This is a genomic window from Angustibacter luteus (genome assembly GCF_039541115.1).
In the GTDB taxonomy this organism is placed as follows: Bacteria; Actinomycetota; Actinomycetes; order Actinomycetales; family Angustibacteraceae; genus Angustibacter; species Angustibacter luteus.
The window spans coordinates 134,686-151,311 of the sequence record NZ_BAABFP010000004.1; the positions used below are offsets into that span (position 1 = coordinate 134,686).

The window sequence follows — 16,626 nt, forward strand, 5'->3', positions numbered from 1 at the left end:
AGGGGGCTCCGCTGTGTCCGACCTCAGGCCCGCCGCCGCGGAGCTCGGCAACCAGGTCGTCCGGCTCACCCGGCAGATCGGCGTCCTGCGCGCGCACGCGACGTCCAAGCAGCGCCACGGCGTCGAGTCGTCCTCGTTCGTGCTGCTCTTCCACCTGGTCAAGCACGGTGAGCCGATGCGCTCCAGCTCGCTGGCCGACGTGGTGTGCGCCGACCCGTCCACGATCAGCCGGCAGACGGCGTCCCTGGTCGACGCGGGGCTCGTCGAGCGCCGTCCGGACCCGGACGACGGCCGCGCCGTCCAGCTCGTGGCCACCGAGAAGGGCCACGCGCTGTTCTCCGAGATGCGGGACGAGCGCGACGACCTCATCACGAGCGTCCTCGTGGACTGGCAGGCCGACGACGTCCGCCAGCTCGCCGCCCTGCTCGACCGCTTCAGCACCGACCTCGAACGTCACCGCCCGCGCATCATGAACAAACTCGATACCCAGGAGACCGCATGACCACCGACGCCACGGCGTCCATCGAGTCCATCGATGACGGAGGCCTCACCCACCGCCAGATCCTGACGATCCTCGTCGGCCTGATGATGGGCATGTTCCTCGCCGCCCTCGACCAGACCATCGTCGCCACCGCGATCCGCACGATCGCCGACGACCTGCACGGGCTGTCCGTCCAGGCCTGGGTGACCACCGCGTACCTGATCACCTCGACGATCACGACGCCGCTGTACGGCAAGCTCTCCGACATCTACGGGCGCAAGCCGCTGTTCATCACGGCGATCTCAGTCTTCGTCGTCGGGTCGCTCGCCTGCTCGTTCGCCACCTCGATGTACCAGCTCGCCGGGTTCCGCGCGCTGCAGGGCATCGGCGCCGGCGGTCTGTTCTCGATGGCGCTGGCGATCATCGGCGACATCGTGCCGCCGCGTGAGCGCGCCAAGTACCAGGGGTACTTCCTGGCCGTCTTCGGCACCTCGAGCGTCCTCGGCCCGGTCGTCGGCGGCTTCTTCGCCGGGCAGGCGACCATCCTCGGCATCACCGGGTGGCGCTGGGTCTTCCTCGTCAACGTGCCGATCGGCATCCTGGCGCTGTTCGTCGTCAACCACACCCTGAACATCGCGCACCACCCGCACCCGCACCGCATCGACTGGAAGGGCGCCGTCGCGCTCACCGTGGGCCTCGTCCCGCTGCTGACCGTCGCCGAGCAGGGCCGCGAGTGGGGCTGGGACTCGGGCTGGGCGATCACCTGCTACGTCATCGGCCTGATCGGCGTCGCCGCGTTCTTCCTCGCCGAGCGGTCGATGGGCGACGAGGCGCTGATCCCGCTGCGGCTGTTCAAGGACCGCACCGTCTCGATCAGCACCGTCGCCAACGTCGTGCTGGGCATGGGCCTGTTCGGTGGCGTCTCGGTGCTGCCGCTCTACCTGCAGATCGTCAAGGGCTCGTCGCCGACCGAGGCCGGCCTGCAGCTCCTGCCGCTGACACTGGGCATCATGTCCGGCTCGATCGTCTCCGGCCAGATCATCTCCCGCACGGGCAAGTACCGGGTGTTCCCGATCATCGGCGCCTCGCTGATGCTCGTCGGCCTGCTGCTGTTCGCGCAGGTCGGGGCGGACACCCCGATCTGGCAGACCATGATCGTCATGCTCATCTTCGGCCTGGGCCTCGGTAACTGCCTGCAGCCGCTGGTGCTGGCGATCCAGAACGCTGTCTCGCCGCGCGACATCGGCGTCGGCACGGCGTCCGCGACGTTCTTCCGGCAGATCGGTGGCACGCTCGGCGTCGCCATCTTCCTGTCGATCCTGTTCAGCAGCCTGCCGAAGAACATCGCGTCGTCGTTCGCGGCGGCCAAGAACAGCCCGGACTTCATCGCGGCCCTCACGGACCCGAAGAACGCCGAGTTCGCCAAGCAGCTCAAGTCCGGCGCCGTGGGTGGCTCCAGCTCGACGCTGAACGACTCGTCGTTCCTGAACGGCCTGGACTCGCGCCTCGCGCACCCGTTCCTGGTCGGGTTCTCGGACTCGATGCAGCTCGTGTTCCTGAGCGCCGCCGTCGTGGTGGCGATCGGCCTGGTCGTGGTCTGCTTCCTGCCGGCCAACGAGCTGCGGACCCAGTCGGGTCTGCAGGCCGCCCAGTCCGAGCGGGACGCGGCCGCCCTCGAGGCCGGCCCCGCGCTCTAAGCACCACCCGCTGGCCACGCTCAGATCAGAGAAGTGGGGCACCTGAGACGACTCAGGTGCCCCACTTCTCTGGTTTCGCCGCGGCCTGTGGATGGCCGACGACGCGCGGCAGGCCGTTCTGCCAGGGTCGGGCGATGCCCAGCCAGAGCGAGCTCCCGACGGCCCTCATCGGTCGACCGTTCACCGTCGCGGAGGCGCTCGCTCTCGGGGCGTCGCGCGACGTCCTGCGCGGCAACCGATTTCGCACCCCGTTCCGAGGCGTCCGGATCCCCGTCGAGTTCGAGGACACCCTGACGACGCGCTGCCTAGCGGCGACGTTGGTGCTGCCGAAGGACTCTGTGTTCAGCCACGCAACGGCCGCCCGCATACATGCGCTGCCGGTGCCGGGTCACTGGCGGGACGGCCCCCTGCACGTCTCGACGGCGACCCACGGCCTTCGCCGCCAGGGCATGGAGATCCACCTCGCTAGCAACCTGCTGTCCGGCGTCGACGACGACCACGCACTTCCCATCCGAGCAGCCGCCCAGTGCTGGGCCGAGCTGGCCACCCAGCTTCCGGTGGACGAGCTCGTCGTCGTGGGGGATGCGGCCCTTCGCCGTGGTCTGGTCACACAGACCGAGCTGACGATGCTGGTGGGCAGCCTGACTGGACGTCGCGGCGTTCGACGGCTGCACCGAGCGCTGCCGCTGCTGGAGCCCGCGACCGATTCTCCGATGGAGACGAGGACCCGTCTGTTGCTCGTCCGGGCCGGCCTGCCGCGTCCGGTGGCCAACCGCGACGTCGTCGTGGACGGCGTGTGGCTGGCCCGCCCCGACCTCAGCTACCCGGACCTGAAGATCGCCATCGAGTACGAGGGCGACCACCACCGCACCGACCGCAGGCAGTGGCTGCGCGACAAGACGAGGCGAAGACTGCTGGAGGACGCCGGGTGGATCGTCATCGAGGTCACCTCGGTCGACGTCCACCTCACACCCGCCGTCACCGTCGCCCGAGTGAGCGCTGCGATCGCCTCACGGTCGAAGTAGTCGGCGAGATCAGAGAAGTGGGGCACCTGAGGTGACTCAGGTGCCCCACTTCTCTGGTTTCGACGCGGCGAGCGCGGGGGGCTAGGCCCAGACGAGGGCCTTCTCGGGGCGCTCGAGCACGGCCGCGACGTCCGCGATGAAGCGGCTGCCGAGGTCGCCATCCACCAACCGGTGGTCGAAGCTCAGCCCGAGCGTCGTCACCTGCCGGACGGCGAGCTTGCCCTTGTGCACCCACGGCCGCGGCGCGATCTGGCCGATGCACAGGATCGACGCCTCGCCGGGGTTCAGGATCGGCGTCCCGGTGTCCACGCCGAACACGCCGACGTTGGTGATCGACATGGTGCCGCCGGACATCTCGGCCGGCTGGGTCCGCCCGGCGCGCGCGGTCTCGGTCAGGTCGGCCAGCGCATCTGCGAGCTCACGCAGCGAGAGCAGGTGCGCGTCCTTGATGTTCGGCACCACCAGCCCCCGAGGAGTGGCCGCCGCGATGCCCAGGTTCACGTAGTGCTTGACCACGATCTCCTGATTCGCCTCGTCCCAGGCGGCGTTGATCTGCGGGTTGCGCTTCGCCGCGATGAGCATCGCCTTCGCCACGATGAGCAGCGGCGAGACCTTGACGTCGCGGAACTCGCGGTCCGCCCGCAGCCGCTCGACGAGCTTCATGGTGCGGGTCGCGTCGATCGTCACGAACTCCGTGACGTGCGGCGCGGTGAACGCCGAGCCCACCATGGCCTGCGCGGTCATCTTGCGGACGCCCTTGATCGGCACCCGCGTCTCGCGCTCACCCGGTGCGGGCGACATCGCCGCGGGAGCGACGACGCCCGGCTCGGACGTCGCACCCTCGAGGTGCGCCTGCACGTCCTCGCGCGTGACGACCCCACCGGGACCGCTCGGGGTCACCGACGTCAGGTCGACGCCCATGTCCTTCGCGAGCTTGCGGACCGGCGGCTTGGCCAGCGCGCGGACGTGCGCGACGGGCTGCTCGTCGTGCCCGAGGTGACCAGGCAGGTCGGCGTGCGGCGCCCGGTGCGGCTCGACCGGGGGCAGCTCGGCCTCTTCGGCGAGCTCCTGCGACACCATCCGGCCGACCTCGAAGCCGCCGTGGCGGACGGGCTTGACGCCCTCCTCGCTGAAGGTGTCCACGTTGGCCTTGCGCGGACGGCGCTTGGCGGACGTCGTCCGAGGCCCGTAGCCGACGAGGACCGAGGTGCGCCCACCCGGGGCCGGGCCGCCGATCAGGCCGGGCTCGATGGCGCCCTCCTCGGGTGCCTCGTCGACGTCGGTCGCGCCCTCGACGGCGCCCGGGGGCTCCGGCGACCGGTGCGAACCGCCCGCGGACTCCGGCTCCGGCGTGCCGGGCCCAGCCGAACCCGTGGGGTCGACGTCCACCGAGATGATCGGCGTGCCGACGTCCACGGTGGTGCCCTCGGCGACGAGCAGCTCGGCGACGACTCCCGCGAACGGGGTCGGCAGCTCGACCAGCGACTTCGCGGTCTCGATCTCGACCACGATGTCGTTGGTGCGCACGGTGTCGCCTGGCTTGACCTTCCAGGTGACGATCTCGGCCTCGGTCAGACCCTCTCCGACGTCGGGCAGGCGGAACTGCTTCAGATCAGGCACGTGTCCGTCCTTTCCTCAGTACGCGAGCGAGCGGTCGACGGCGTCGAGCACCCGGTCGAGGTCCGGCAGGAACTCCTCCTCGAGCTTGCTCGGCGGGTACGGCAGGTTGTAGCCGCCGACCCGGAGCACGGGCGCCTCGAGGTGGTAGAAGCAGCGCTCGCTCAGCCGGGCCGCCACCTCGGCGCCCATGCCGAGGAACGTCGTCGCCTCGTGCACGACGACCAACCGGCCGGTCTTCTCGACCGATGCGGCGATCGTGTCGACGTCCAGCGGGGACAGCGACCGCAGGTCGACGACCTCGATGCTGCGACCCTCCTCCGCGGCCGCTGTGGCGGCCTCGACGCAGGTCTTGACCATCGGCCCGTAGGCGGCCACGGTCACGTGCTCGCCCTCGCGGACGACCTTGGCCTGGTGCAGGGGGAACGCGCCCGCCAGCGTCGCGTCCTCGGGCAGGTCGGCCTTCTCCCAGTAGCGCCGCTTGGGCTCGTAGAAGATCACCGGGTCGTCGCTGGCGATGGCCTGCTGGATCATGAAGTGCGCGTCGACGGGGTCGGCGCAGCAGACGACGCGCAGCCCCGCGGTGTGCGCGAAGTACGCCTCGTTCGACTCGCTGTGGTGCTCGACCGCGCCGATACCGCCACCGACCGGGATCCGGACGACGACGGGCAGCTTGATCTTGCCGAGCGAGCGCGCCCGCATCTTGGCCAGCTGGGACACGATCTGGTCGAAGGCAGGGTAGACGAAGCCGTCGAACTGGATCTCGCAGACCGGTCGGTAGCCGCGCAGGGCCATGCCGATCGCCGTCCCGATGATGCCGGACTCGGCGAGCGGGGCGTCGATGACGCGGTCCTCGCCGAAGTCCTTCTGCAGGCCGTCGGTGACCCGGAAGACGCCACCGAGCTTGCCGATGTCCTCACCCATGATGAGGACCTTCGGGTCTGCCTCCATGGCCGCGCGCAGGCCGGTGTTGATGCCCTTGGCCAGGCTGATCTGCGCCATCTCAGTGCCCTCCCTCGTGGCCGGCATCCGCGAAGGACTCCAGGTACTCGGCGAACTCGGCGCGCTCCTGCGCGACCAACGGGTGCTCGTCGACGTAGACGTGCTCGAACATGTCGAGGGGCTTGGGGTCGGGCAGGTCCAGGCAGCCCTGCCGCACGTGCGCGGCGAGCTCGTCGGACTCGGCGTCGAGGGCGTTGAAGAAGTCCTCGTCCGCCATGCCGTTCGCCACCAGGTGCGCGCGCAACCGGGAGATCGGGTCGCGCTCCTTCCACACCTCGACCTCGGCGGAGACGCGGTAGCGGGTCGGGTCGTCGGACGTCGTGTGCGCGCCCATCCGGTAGGTGAACGCCTCGACGAACGTCGGGCCGTTGCCGTTGCGCGCGTTGTCCAGCGCCGCCTTGGTCACCGCGTACACGGCGAGGACGTCGTTGCCGTCCACCCGCACGCCCGGGAAGCCGAAGCCCGCCGCACGCTTGTAGAGCGGGATGCGGGTCTGCCGCTCGCTGGGCTCGCTGATCGCCCACTGGTTGTTCTGGCAGAAGAACACGACCGGCGCGTTCTGCACCGCGGCGAAGACGAACGCCTCGTTGACGTCGCCCTGCGAGGTGGCGCCGTCGCCGAAGTAGGCGATGACGGCGGCGTCGCGGCCCGGCTCGCCGGTGCCCACCGCGTGGTCGCGCTGGATACCCATCGCGTAGCCGGTCGCGTGCAGCGTCTGCGCGCCGATCACGATCGTGTAGAGGTGGAAGTTCTTCTCGTTCGGGTCCCAGCCGCCGTGGTTCACGCCCCGGAACAGGCCGAGCAGGTTCAGCGGGTCGACCCCGCGGCACCAGGCGACGCCGTGCTCCCGGTAGGTCGGGAACGCGTAGTCCTGCGGCGCCATGGCCCGACCGGAGCCGACCTGGGCGGCCTCTTGGCCGAGCAGGCTGGCCCAGATGCCCAGCTCACCCTGGCGCTGCAGCGCGGTCGCCTCGGCGTCGACGCGGCGCACGAGCACCAGGTCGCGGTAGAGCGCGCGCAGGTCCTCGGGCTGCAGGTCAGCCACGTAGTGCGAGTACTCGGGATGCTCGACGCGCTCACCGGCGGGGGTGAGCAGCTGGACGAGATCGGGGCCGCCGTCGATGGTGCTGACGCCGACCTCGCTCCCGACGACGCTGTCGGTCACGTGGTTCTCCTTCGTCGACCCCGCGCGAGGGTGACCCGTCGCGGGAACTGACCAGTGGTGCCGCCGCACGGCCGGAGGATGGCCCGGACGGACGTCGGTGCAGCAGTGACCGCTGTGGCGCGGGTCACGGCCGTTCAAGGAGACAACGTACCTGCCCGGATGCGTCCCGAGCGAACGGGCCGGACGCCGAAGGGGTGACGCGCGCGGATCGTCGCCGTCTCAGCAGGCGGACCGATCGGGGCCAGCGTGGGGAGGATCGGTCAGGCGCGGTGGCGGCCGCGGGGACGGTGCGTTCCCGGGGTCGTCTCGTCGGCCGGTGCGGCCTCGTCGTCGTCACCCTCGCCGCCGTGACTGCGGCGTCCGGCCTGCTGCCCGGCAGAGCCGGAGACGTTGGCGGGCTGCTGCGGGGCGTGCCCGTCGCGCTTGCTGTCGCCGGACGGCGCGTCCGGGCCCTGCTCGGGCGAGGTGCTGGCGCCGTCACCGGCGGGCGGTGCCGCGGGCGCCGTCGTCGGCTCGGCAGAGGGGGCGACCGAAGCGGACGCCGTCGGCTCGCTCGTCGGGGTCGCGCTGGGCGTCTCGACGGGGTCCTTGGTGGGCGCGCTGGGCGACTCGGTGGGGGTGTCGGACGGCGTGCTCGGCGGCGTCGTCGGCTCGGTCGTCGGCGATGTCGGCTCGGTGGTCGGCGTCGTGGGGTCGGTCGTGGGGGTCGTGGTCACCGGGGGGTCGGTCGGCGTCGGGGTGGACGCCGGGTCCGCGATGGTGTCGGTGACCGCGGTGACCACGGTCTCGGTCGACACGTCTGCCACGCCGGCGCTGGCGCCGGCGGTGGCCACCTGAACGAGCTGCTCGAGCGCACCGGTCCCGGTGGCGACGTCCGGAGCCTGGGTGGTGACGACGTCCGTCACGACCTGCGCGACGGAGTCGTTCAGCGCTGCGGGGAGGGTCGCCTGGAACGTGAGCTTCGCGGTCTGGTTGATCCACCACTGCGGGGCGCCGTCGTTGGACGCCAGCAGAGCGGCGGAGTACGCCGCGTTGGCCGCGCTGGTCATGGCGGCCTCGACGGGCGCCTTCAGAGACGTGTCGAGGACGGCCGTCGCCTTGTTGACCTGGTCGCGCAGCTCGTGGTCGCGGCCCGCCACGTACATCAGCGCCGACTTGACCTTCTTGTTCACGACCTTGGTCGCGTCGTCCACCTGGTCCGCGCTGAACTTCACCGAGAACGCCGGCGTCGACGGGGTCGGGTGCGGGGGGCGGGGGCGCGGGGGCTTGGGCTTCGAGTGGCTGGCGGTGTGCGTGGGGGCCGGGCTCGAGGTGTGCGTCGGCTTCGACGACGAGCCCGACGAACCGGACGTCGACACCGCGGGCGTGGTGGGCGGGTAGTTGGTCAGCGGCTGGAGGTCCACCGCCGGGATCCCGGGCCCACCCAGGCCACCGGACCCACCGAAGGCTCCGGCAGCGGCGCCGCCGGTCAACGATCCCGCACCCAGGCTCGGCTGCGGCACCTCGATCGCGCGGACGACGCCAGGACCGTCGAACCCGTCCTGGCCATCGGACGCGCCGAACGTGATGGCGTTCTGGCTGAACCCCAGGGCGGCTGCCCCGACCAACGCGATCGACGTCACCGCGGCGAGCGCGGCGGCGGAGCCGTTGGAGCGGACGCGGAGGACATGGCTCGCGCGAGTGCGCGGCAGCGTCTTCGCTGCTCCCATGAAATCGCCCCCGGTGGCGTCTAGGAGGGCGGCTGTCCAGCCGACCCCTTTCCTGAATGACCGTACGCTACTGCTCGAACGCTGTCAGTGATTCCTGAGAACCAGACTAGATGCTCCAGGGGCTGTCGCCTATGCCCCATACGGACTAGCCATCTCATGGCCCGACAGCACTACTTCGGCAGGTCCAGCCGGAACCTTGAGCCCGACTTCAGGTAGTTCTGGACGGAGCGTCCCACCGGCTGGCGGCGGGTGCGCGGGATTCAGCCCCGAACGCGCCAGGCCGCGGCCACCTCGAGCAGGCGGTCGTTCGCGGCGGTCTCCCCGATGGTGACGCGCACGCCGTCCGCCGCGTACGGCCGGACGACGAGCCCGGCCTCGCCACAGGCGGCCGCGAACGCCGGGGTGTCCTCGCCCAGCGGGAACCAGACGAAGTTCGCCTGGGTGGCCGGCAGCTGCCACCCCTGACCGGCCAGGGCGGTGACCACTCGCTCACGCTCGATCACCAGCGCCTGAACGCGCTCGGCCAGCTCCGCGGACGCGGCGAGCGAGGCCACCGCCGCGTCCTGCGCGATCCCGGAGACGCCGAAGGGGACGGCGGTCTTGCGCAGGGCGGCGGCCACCGGCGGGTGCGCCACGGCGAACCCGACCCGCAGCCCGGCCAGGCCGTACGCCTTGGAGAAGGTGCGCAGCACCGCCACGTTGGGTCGCTCGCGCAGCAGGGCGAGGGCGTCGGGAGCCTGCGGGTCCTGGACGAACTCGACGTACGCCTCGTCGATGACGACGAGCACGTCCCGCGGTACCTGGTCCAGGAAGTCGACGAGCTCGGCCGTGTGCACGACGGGCCCGGTCGGGTTGTTGGGGGTGCAGACCAGGACGAGTCGGGTCCGGTCGGTCACCGCCGCGGCCATCGCGGGCAGGTCGTGCCGGGCGTCCGCGGTGAGCGGGACGGCCACCGGCACGGCGCCGGCGGCGTGCGCCACGATCGGGTAGGCCTCGAAGGACCGCCACGCGAAGACGACCTCGTCGCCCTCGCCGCAGGTCGCCGCCACGATCTGGCCGAGCACTCCCACGCTCCCGGTGCCGGTCGCGACGTACTCCGCGGGGACGCCGAGGTGGTCCGCGATGGCCTGGACCAGCCCGGTGGCGAACATGTCCGGGTACCGGTTCATCGAGGCCGCGGTCTGCTCGACGACAGCCTGCACGGCCGGGAGCGGGGGGTAGGGGTTCTCGTTCGACGAGAGCTTGTACGTCGTCTGGCCGGCCTCCGGCTGCGCCGGCTTGCCGGGCACGTACGCGGGAATGGCCTCGAGGGTGCGCCGCAGCCGCACCTGGACGTCGTCGTCGGTCATGTTTCAAACCCTAGAGCAGGACCGAACGTAGTTGATTGGTAGCAGTGCGTAACGATCATGAGGATTGACCAACTTTTATCCGGTTTCAACCTTCCGTGTCGTCCGACTCGCCCCTACGTTGGCGCAGGTCGCCCCCGGTTCCCGCTGCAACGAACCGTGGGCGTGCTCGATCCCGTCAACGCACCATCGAATGGAGACCATCTCGTGCGAAAGGTCACCGCGGGGGTCGTGAGCCTCGTGCTCGCGTCCGGCGCGGGCGTAGCCATCGGCCTCGCCCCCGCCTCAGCCGCACCACCCGTGAATGGAGCACCGTCGAAGGCCAAGAGCCCGACCGCGGTCTCCGACGAGCTGAGCAACCCACAGGAGTCGAAGCGTCGCGATCTGCGCGAGGCTGCCCTCAACGACGTGCTCGCCGGCAAGGCGAAGCCGATCACGAAGAACGGCAGCACCTACGTCAAGGTCGGTAAGGAGGCGACGTCCCGCAAGAAGGGGCAGAAGGTCGCCGCCAAGACCAAGGACCAGTACGTCGAGCTGGCCCGCGAGAAGTCCGACAAGATCTTCGTGATCCTGGCGGAGTTCGGCAACGAGCGGGGCACCGACATCGACCCGCGCTACGGCGACGTCGACACCGACCCGACCACCGCCGGGCCGACCACGTTCGAGGGCCCCCTGCACAACGCCATCCCCGAGCCGAACCGCGCTCAGGACAACTCGACCGTCTGGCAGGCCGACTACAACAAGCAGCACTACCAGGACCTCTACTTCGGCAAGGGCGAGAACTCCGTCGCGTCCTACTACAAGAAGCAGTCGTCCGGCCGGTACACCGTGAGCGGTGAGGTCACCGACTGGGTCAAGGTCAAGTACAACGAGGCCCGCTACGGCCGCAGCAACGGCTTCCCCTGCGCGGGCATCGTCTGCGCCAACACCTGGGACCTCGTCCGCGACGCGGTGAACCAGTGGGTCGTCGACCAGAAGGCCGCCGGTCGCACCACCGCGCAGATCAAGGCCGACCTGGCCTCCTACGACCAGTGGGACCGGTACGACTACGACGGTGACGGCAACTTCAACGAGCCGGACGGCTACCTCGACCACTTCCAGATCGTGCACGCCGGCGGCGACCAGGCCGACGGTGACCCGCAGCAGGGTGAGGACGCCATCTGGAGCCACCGCTGGGCGGTCCAGACCGGCGCCGGATCGGCCGGCCCCTCGGGCAACCTCCGGGGCGGCGCGCAGATCGGTGACACCGGCCTGTGGGTCGGCGACTACACCATCCAGCCCGAGAACGGCGGGCTCAGCGTGTTCACGCACGAGTTCGGCCACGACCTCGGCCTGCCGGACCACTACGACACCAACGGTGGCGACAACGGCGTCGAGTACTGGAACCTGATGGCGCAGAGCCGGCTGAACGCGCCCGGCGAGGCGCTGGGGACCCGACCGGGCGACCTGTCCGCGTGGGACAAGCTCCAGCTCGGCTGGCTGGACTACGAGATCGTGCCCGCCGGGACGAAGCGAACGCTGGACCTCGGCCCGCACGAGTACAACTCCAAGAAGGCCCAGGCCGTCGTCGTCCCGCTGCCCGCCAAGAAGATCACCACGGATCTCGGCGCCCCGGCGTCGGGCACCCAGCAGTGGTTCAGCGGTCAGGGTGACGACCTGAACACCACGCTGGCCCGCACGGTGACCCTCGCCGCCGGCACGTCGACGCTGTCGGCGAAGGCCCGGTGGAACATCGAGGACTGCGGTCCGGACCAGTGCGACTACGCGTTCGTCGAGGTCAACGACGGCAGCGGCTGGGTATCGGTGAAGACCTCGGCCAGCGAGGCCGACGACCCGGGCGACGTCAGCAACGGCATCGACGGCGTGCAGGCCACCTACGCGCCGCTGACCGCCGACCTGTCGGCGTACGCGGGCAAGACCGTGCAGGTGCGCTACCGGTACACCTCGGACGGCGCGCAGCAGGGGCAGCCCGACGCTGACCTCGGCTGGAGTGGACTGTTCCTGGACGACATCACGCTCACCTCGGGTGGCGCGACGGTGTTCACGGACGGCGCCGAGACCCTCGACCCGGCGTGGACCGCCGCGGGCTTCTCCCGCGTCGGTGCGAGCGTCACGAACTCGTTCGCGAACTACTACATCGCGTCGAACCGCTCGTACGTCTCGTACGACCGCTGGCTGGAGTCGGGCCCGTACAACTTCGGGTTCGCCAACACCAAGCCGGACTTCGTGGAGCACTTCAAGTACCAGCAGGGCCTCTTGGTCAACTACTGGGACACCTCGCAGTCCGACAACAACACCAGCCAGCACAACGGTGAGGGCCTGGTCCTGCCGATCGACGCCCACCCGGCGCCGATCTACCGGATCGACGGTCTGCCGTGGCGCTCGCGGGTGCAGGTGTACGACGCACCCTTCTCGCTGCAGAAGGCCGACTCGTTCACTCTGCACATCAACGGCCAGGCCAGCTACATCCGTGGCCAGAACGCCGTGCCGACCTTCGACGACCGCAAGTCGTACTGGAGCTCGGTGATCCCGCAGACCGGCGTCAAGGTGCCGAACGCGGGCGTGAAGATCCAGGTGACCAAGCAGGACGGCACCTCGATGAAGATCAAGATCAGCTCGACCAAGTGACGCACGCCGTCACGAGCTGAGCTCGCCGCGACGGGCCGGGAGGTGGTCACCTCCCGGCCCGTCGTCGTTTCTGCCAGGATGCGCTGATGCGCTTCGTGATCAACGTCCTCGTCTGCTCCGTCGCGATCTGGCTGACGGACCTCCTCTTCGACGGCATCGTGGTGACCGGCACCAAGGACACCACCGCCAACAAGCTGCTGGCCTACCTGGTGATCGGCGCGATCATCGCCCTGGTCAACACGTTCATCAAGCCGTTCGTCAAGCTGATCGCCCTACCGTTCGTGATCCTCACGCTCGGCCTGCTGACCCTGATCATCAACGCCGCGCTCCTCGAGCTGGTGGCGTGGCTGTCGAAGGCGACGCCGCTGGAGCTGCACATCGACGAGTTCTGGTGGACGGCGATCTGGGCCGCACTGATCCTGACGATCGTGCAGATGATCCTGAACGCGATCCTGCCCGACGACGTCAAGGCCTAGCGCTCAGGTGTGGCGGCGGCTGGTGACGACGCGGAACCGGCTGGCCACGAAGGCACCGTCGGTGTACGCGGCGTTGGCGGCCGGGTTCGCGCCGGTGCCGTGGAAGTCGCTGAACGCCGCGGTCTGGTTCACGAACACCTGACCGTTCAGGTTCTCGCTGAGCGCGACCCCGGCGTCCGCCGCGGCGTCCCGCGCGTCGTCCAGCACCTGCTCGGACGTCGAGTAGACCGCCGCGGTCATCGCGCCGTGCTCGCGCACGGTGTCCCGGAACGTGGCCAGCGACTGCTCGGTCGAGTCCGTCGCCACCAGGAAGGCCACCGGGCCGAAGCACTCCTGCGAGTACGTCGACTCCGCAGTCACGTCGAGGGCGACCAGGCCCGGCGTCCGGACGACGGCGTCGGGGTAGCGCGGGTGCGCGACCTGACGCGAGTCGACCACGACCCGGCCACCCGCGGACGACGCGAGCGCGGCCAGCCCGGCGGCACGCTCGCGCACGCCGTCGTTCACGGTGGCACCCAACAGCTCCACGGCCTTGGCGTCGTCGCCGGTCAGCCGGCCGATCGCGGCAGCCAGCTTCTCGCCGAGCTCGTCGAAGGACACGTGCCCCTCGTCGGTGTCGACGCCAGCCCTTGGCACGTAGACGTTCTGCGGCGTCGTGCACATCTGGCCGCTGTAGAGCGTGAACGAGAAGGCGAGGTTGCCCAGCGCACCGCGCAGGTCCGGGATCGAGTCGATCACCACGGTGTTGACGCCGGCCTTCTCGGTGTAGACGGCCTTGCCCGCGGCGCCGGCCTCGCGCTCCAGCCAGTTCCCGAACGTCGGGCCGCCCGTGTAGTCGATGACCTTGACGGCCGGGTGCAGCGCGAGCGTCTTGGCCAGCCCCTCGCCGTCCGCCTCGGGTGCGAGCGTGACCAGGTCGGGGTCGAAACCGGCGGCCCGCAAGGCCTCCCGGATCGCCGCGACGCTGATCGCCAGGGGCAGCACCGCGCGCGGGTGCGGCTTGACCACGACGGCGTTGCCGGTGGCCAGCGAGGCGAACAGGCCCGGGTAGGAGTTCCAGGTCGGGAACGTGTTGCAGCCGATCACCAGCGCGACCCCGCGCGGGACGACCCGGTAGTCCTTGGTCATCCGCACGGGCTCGCCCTTGGCGGGCTTCTCCCACACCACGGACGACGGCACCCGGCGCTGCTCGAACAGCGCGTAGGCGATGGCCTCGAGCGCGCGGTCCTGCGCGTGCGGCCCGGCGGCCTGGAACGACATCACGAACGGCTGGCCGCTGGTGTGCATCACGGCGTGCGCCATCTCGAAGGAGCGCGCGTGGATCCGGTCCACCGCGTCGACGCAGACGGCGGCGCGCACCTCGGCGCCCGCGTCCCGCCAGGCCGGGATCGCGTGCTGCGCCGCCGCCATCAGGCCCTCGACGTCCTGGTGCGGGTAGGTGATCCGCAGCGTGGGGCCGTACGGCGAGACCTCGTCGCCCACCCGTCCGTCGGTGGCCGGCTGGTCGTCGAGCTCGGCGAAGTCGCGGGTCAGGTGGCCCTCGAACGCCTGCTCACCGGCCTCGGCCGCGCCCTCGCCGTACACCCGCGGTGACGGCGACTCGGGATAGCGGGACAGGTACCCCCGGCTGGTGACCGCTGCGAGGGCCTCGTCGAGCGCCTCGCGGTGCTTGGCGACCAGCTCGCGGGCGGCCGGCGGGGCTGCCTCCGGCACCGGGTGGGGGTGGGGCAGGACGGCCTCGTGGGCGTAGGTTCCTGCGTGCGGCTCTGCACTCATGCGTTCGACCCTAGCCGCCCCGCTCGTCCCCGTTCGCACCGAGGAGGACCCCGAGTGACGCTCGTCCAGCCCGACTCCCCCATCGCCGTGGTCGGCGCCGGCACGATGGGCGCGGGGATCGCACTCGTCGCCGCGCAGGCCGGCCACCCGGTGCGGCTGCTGGACGTGCGCGACGGCGCTGCGGCGGCCGCGGTGGACGGGCTGCGGAGCAAGCTGGACGGCCTCGCGGCCAAGGGCCGGCTGGACGCCGACGAGGCGGCGGCCGCCGCGTCCCGGCTCTCGGTGGCCGGGTCCGTGGCCGACCTGGGCGCGTGTGCGGTGGTGATCGAGGCGGTGGCCGAGCGGCTCGACGTCAAGCAGGCCCTCTTCGCGGACGTCGAGGCCGTGGTGACCGCCGACGCGCTGCTCGCCACCAACACCTCGTCGCTGTCGGTGACGGCGATCGCGGCACCGTTGGCGCACCCCGGGCGGGTGGTCGGCCTGCACTTCTTCAACCCGGCCGACCGGATGCGGCTGGTGGAGGTGGTCCGCGGCGACGCCACCGACCCGGCCGTGGTCGAGGCGGCCGTCGACCTGGCCCGCGCCTGGGGCAAGACCCCGGTGGTCTGCACGTCGACCCCGGGCTTCATCGTGAACCGGGTGGCCAGGCCGTACTACGGCGAGGCCCAGCGCATGGTCGAGGAGGGGGTGGCCGACCCGGCGACCATCGACGCCGTGCTGCGCGAGGCCGGCGGCTTCCCGCTCGGGCCCTTCGAGCTCACCGACCTGGTCGGCCAGGACGTCAACCTGGCCGTCTCGACGTCGGTCTGGCAGCAGACGTTCGGCGACCCGCGCTACGCCCCGACCGTCTTCCAGCAGCGCCTGGTGGACGCCGGGCGGCTGGGCCGCAAGAGCGGGCGCGGCGTCTTCACCTACGGGGACGGCGGCACGGCCACGGACGCGACGCCGTCCACCGAGCCGCCGCGGCCGGCTCCGGACCGCGTGGTGCTGCGGCACGACGAGGACGGCGACGGCTTCCCGGTGATGGGCGAGCTGCTGCGCCGGATCGAGGCGGGTGGCGTGAGCATCGAGCGGATCCTGCTGGACGAGGAGGACCTGGTCGACGACGACGTCCCCGGGATCGAGCTGCCCGGTGGCGCGCTGCTGCGCGAGGCGGGCGGCGAGCTGGCGTCGGAGAGCTGGACCCAGGACGCCTCCGGCGCGGTGCTGCTGGACTGGGCGCACGACGCGGCGACCTGCACCCGGGTCTCGCTGTCGGCGTCGGCGGACTGCCCGGACGAGTCGCTGCGGGCCGCGGTCGGGCTCTGCCAGGCGGCCGGCGTCCAGGTCAGCGTGGTCGGCGAGAGTCCCGGCGGCGTGGTGGCGCGCACGGTCTGCATGCTCGTCAACGAGGCCGTCGAGCTCGTCACCCGCGGCGAGGCCTCGGCGGAGGACGTCGACGTCGCGATGATCCTCGGCACTGGTTACCCCTCCGGCCCGCTGCAGTGGGGTGACCGGCTGGAGGCCGCCGGGGTCGACGTCGAGATCATGCTGCGCGAGCTGCACAGCACCTTCCCCAGCGGTCGCTACCGGCCGAGCCCGGCGTTCCTGCGGATGTCGCGGGCGGGTGCCCGGTTGCGCGACGTGCAGGCGGGCGGCCGGCGTGGCTGAGCCAGGGCCGCGGCCGGACGTCGACGACCTCGACGGCCTGGACGACCTGGCCCG

Annotated in this window: 12 protein-coding genes; 6 read left to right on the top strand and 6 right to left on the bottom strand. The window is 71.0% G+C overall.

Features of this window, described 5'->3' with window-relative positions; genetic code table 11:
• The first annotated feature begins 13 nt into the window (after positions 1-13).
• The 3 genes from ABEB17_RS07010 to ABEB17_RS07020 all read left to right on the top strand — a co-directional run bounded on the left by ABEB17_RS07010 (position 14) and on the right by ABEB17_RS07020 (position 3,203).
• The gene (locus tag ABEB17_RS07010) at positions 14-502 is read left to right on the top strand and encodes a MarR family winged helix-turn-helix transcriptional regulator (protein WP_345715962.1); all 489 of its coding nucleotides are present in this window, start codon (positions 14-16) and stop codon (positions 500-502) included.
• Positions 499-2,178 (top strand): MDR family MFS transporter, encoded by a 1,680-nt coding sequence (locus tag ABEB17_RS07015; RefSeq protein ID WP_345715964.1) that lies wholly within the window; start codon positions 499-501, stop codon positions 2,176-2,178. The genes ABEB17_RS07010 and ABEB17_RS07015 overlap by 4 nt, the downstream gene beginning before the upstream one ends.
• A gap of 134 nt (positions 2,179-2,312) precedes the next feature.
• Entirely contained in the window at positions 2,313-3,203 is an 891-nt protein-coding gene (locus ABEB17_RS07020) for an endonuclease domain-containing protein (RefSeq protein ID WP_345715965.1), read from the top strand.
• 81 nt (positions 3,204-3,284) lie between these two features.
• Here ABEB17_RS07020 and ABEB17_RS07025 read toward each other — a convergent pair whose 3' ends face one another.
• From ABEB17_RS07025 to hisC, 5 genes are all read right to left on the bottom strand, one after another.
• Entirely contained in the window at positions 3,285-4,823 is a 1,539-nt protein-coding gene (locus ABEB17_RS07025; RefSeq protein ID WP_345715966.1) for a dihydrolipoamide acetyltransferase family protein, read from the bottom strand.
• A gap of 15 nt (positions 4,824-4,838) precedes the next feature.
• The gene (locus tag ABEB17_RS07030) at positions 4,839-5,822 is read right to left on the bottom strand and encodes an alpha-ketoacid dehydrogenase subunit beta (RefSeq protein WP_345715967.1); all 984 of its coding nucleotides are present in this window, start codon (positions 5,820-5,822) and stop codon (positions 4,839-4,841) included.
• 1 nt (position 5,823) lies between these two features.
• Positions 5,824-6,987 carry a pyruvate dehydrogenase (acetyl-transferring) E1 component subunit alpha gene (gene pdhA / locus ABEB17_RS07035; RefSeq protein WP_345715968.1) on the bottom strand — a complete coding sequence of 388 codons (1,164 nt, stop codon included), beginning with the start codon at positions 6,985-6,987 and terminating at the stop codon, positions 5,824-5,826.
• A gap of 260 nt (positions 6,988-7,247) precedes the next feature.
• On the bottom strand, positions 7,248-8,696 hold the full coding sequence (locus ABEB17_RS07040; protein ID WP_345715969.1) for a hypothetical protein: 1,449 nt from the start codon (positions 8,694-8,696) through the stop codon (positions 7,248-7,250).
• A 260-nt stretch (positions 8,697-8,956) separates the two neighbouring features.
• Positions 8,957-10,045, bottom strand: a complete 1,089-nt coding sequence (gene hisC / locus ABEB17_RS07045; RefSeq protein ID WP_345715971.1) for a histidinol-phosphate transaminase — start codon at positions 10,043-10,045, stop codon at positions 8,957-8,959.
• Positions 10,046-10,249: 204 nt separating this feature from the next.
• On the opposite strand from hisC, the gene ABEB17_RS07050 reads away from it, so the two are divergent.
• Positions 10,250-12,670, top strand: coding sequence for an immune inhibitor A domain-containing protein (locus ABEB17_RS07050; protein WP_345715972.1), 2,421 nt, complete (start codon positions 10,250-10,252; stop codon positions 12,668-12,670).
• Positions 12,671-12,756: 86 nt separating this feature from the next.
• The gene (locus ABEB17_RS07055) at positions 12,757-13,146 is read left to right on the top strand and encodes a phage holin family protein (RefSeq protein WP_345715973.1); all 390 of its coding nucleotides are present in this window, start codon (positions 12,757-12,759) and stop codon (positions 13,144-13,146) included.
• A 3-nt stretch (positions 13,147-13,149) separates the two neighbouring features.
• Here the strand turns inward: ABEB17_RS07055 and paaN are convergent, their stop codons facing one another.
• A complete protein-coding gene (gene paaN / locus ABEB17_RS07060) occupies positions 13,150-14,922 on the bottom strand; it encodes a phenylacetic acid degradation protein PaaN (protein ID WP_345715974.1) in 1,773 nt (590 codons plus the stop codon).
• Positions 14,923-14,976: 54 nt separating this feature from the next.
• Here paaN and ABEB17_RS07065 point away from each other — a divergent pair, with 54 nt between their 5' ends.
• Complete coding sequence (locus ABEB17_RS07065) at positions 14,977-16,572, top strand: 3-hydroxyacyl-CoA dehydrogenase (protein ID WP_345715976.1); 1,596 nt, start codon at positions 14,977-14,979, stop codon at positions 16,570-16,572.
• Positions 16,573-16,626: the final 54 nt, after the last annotated feature.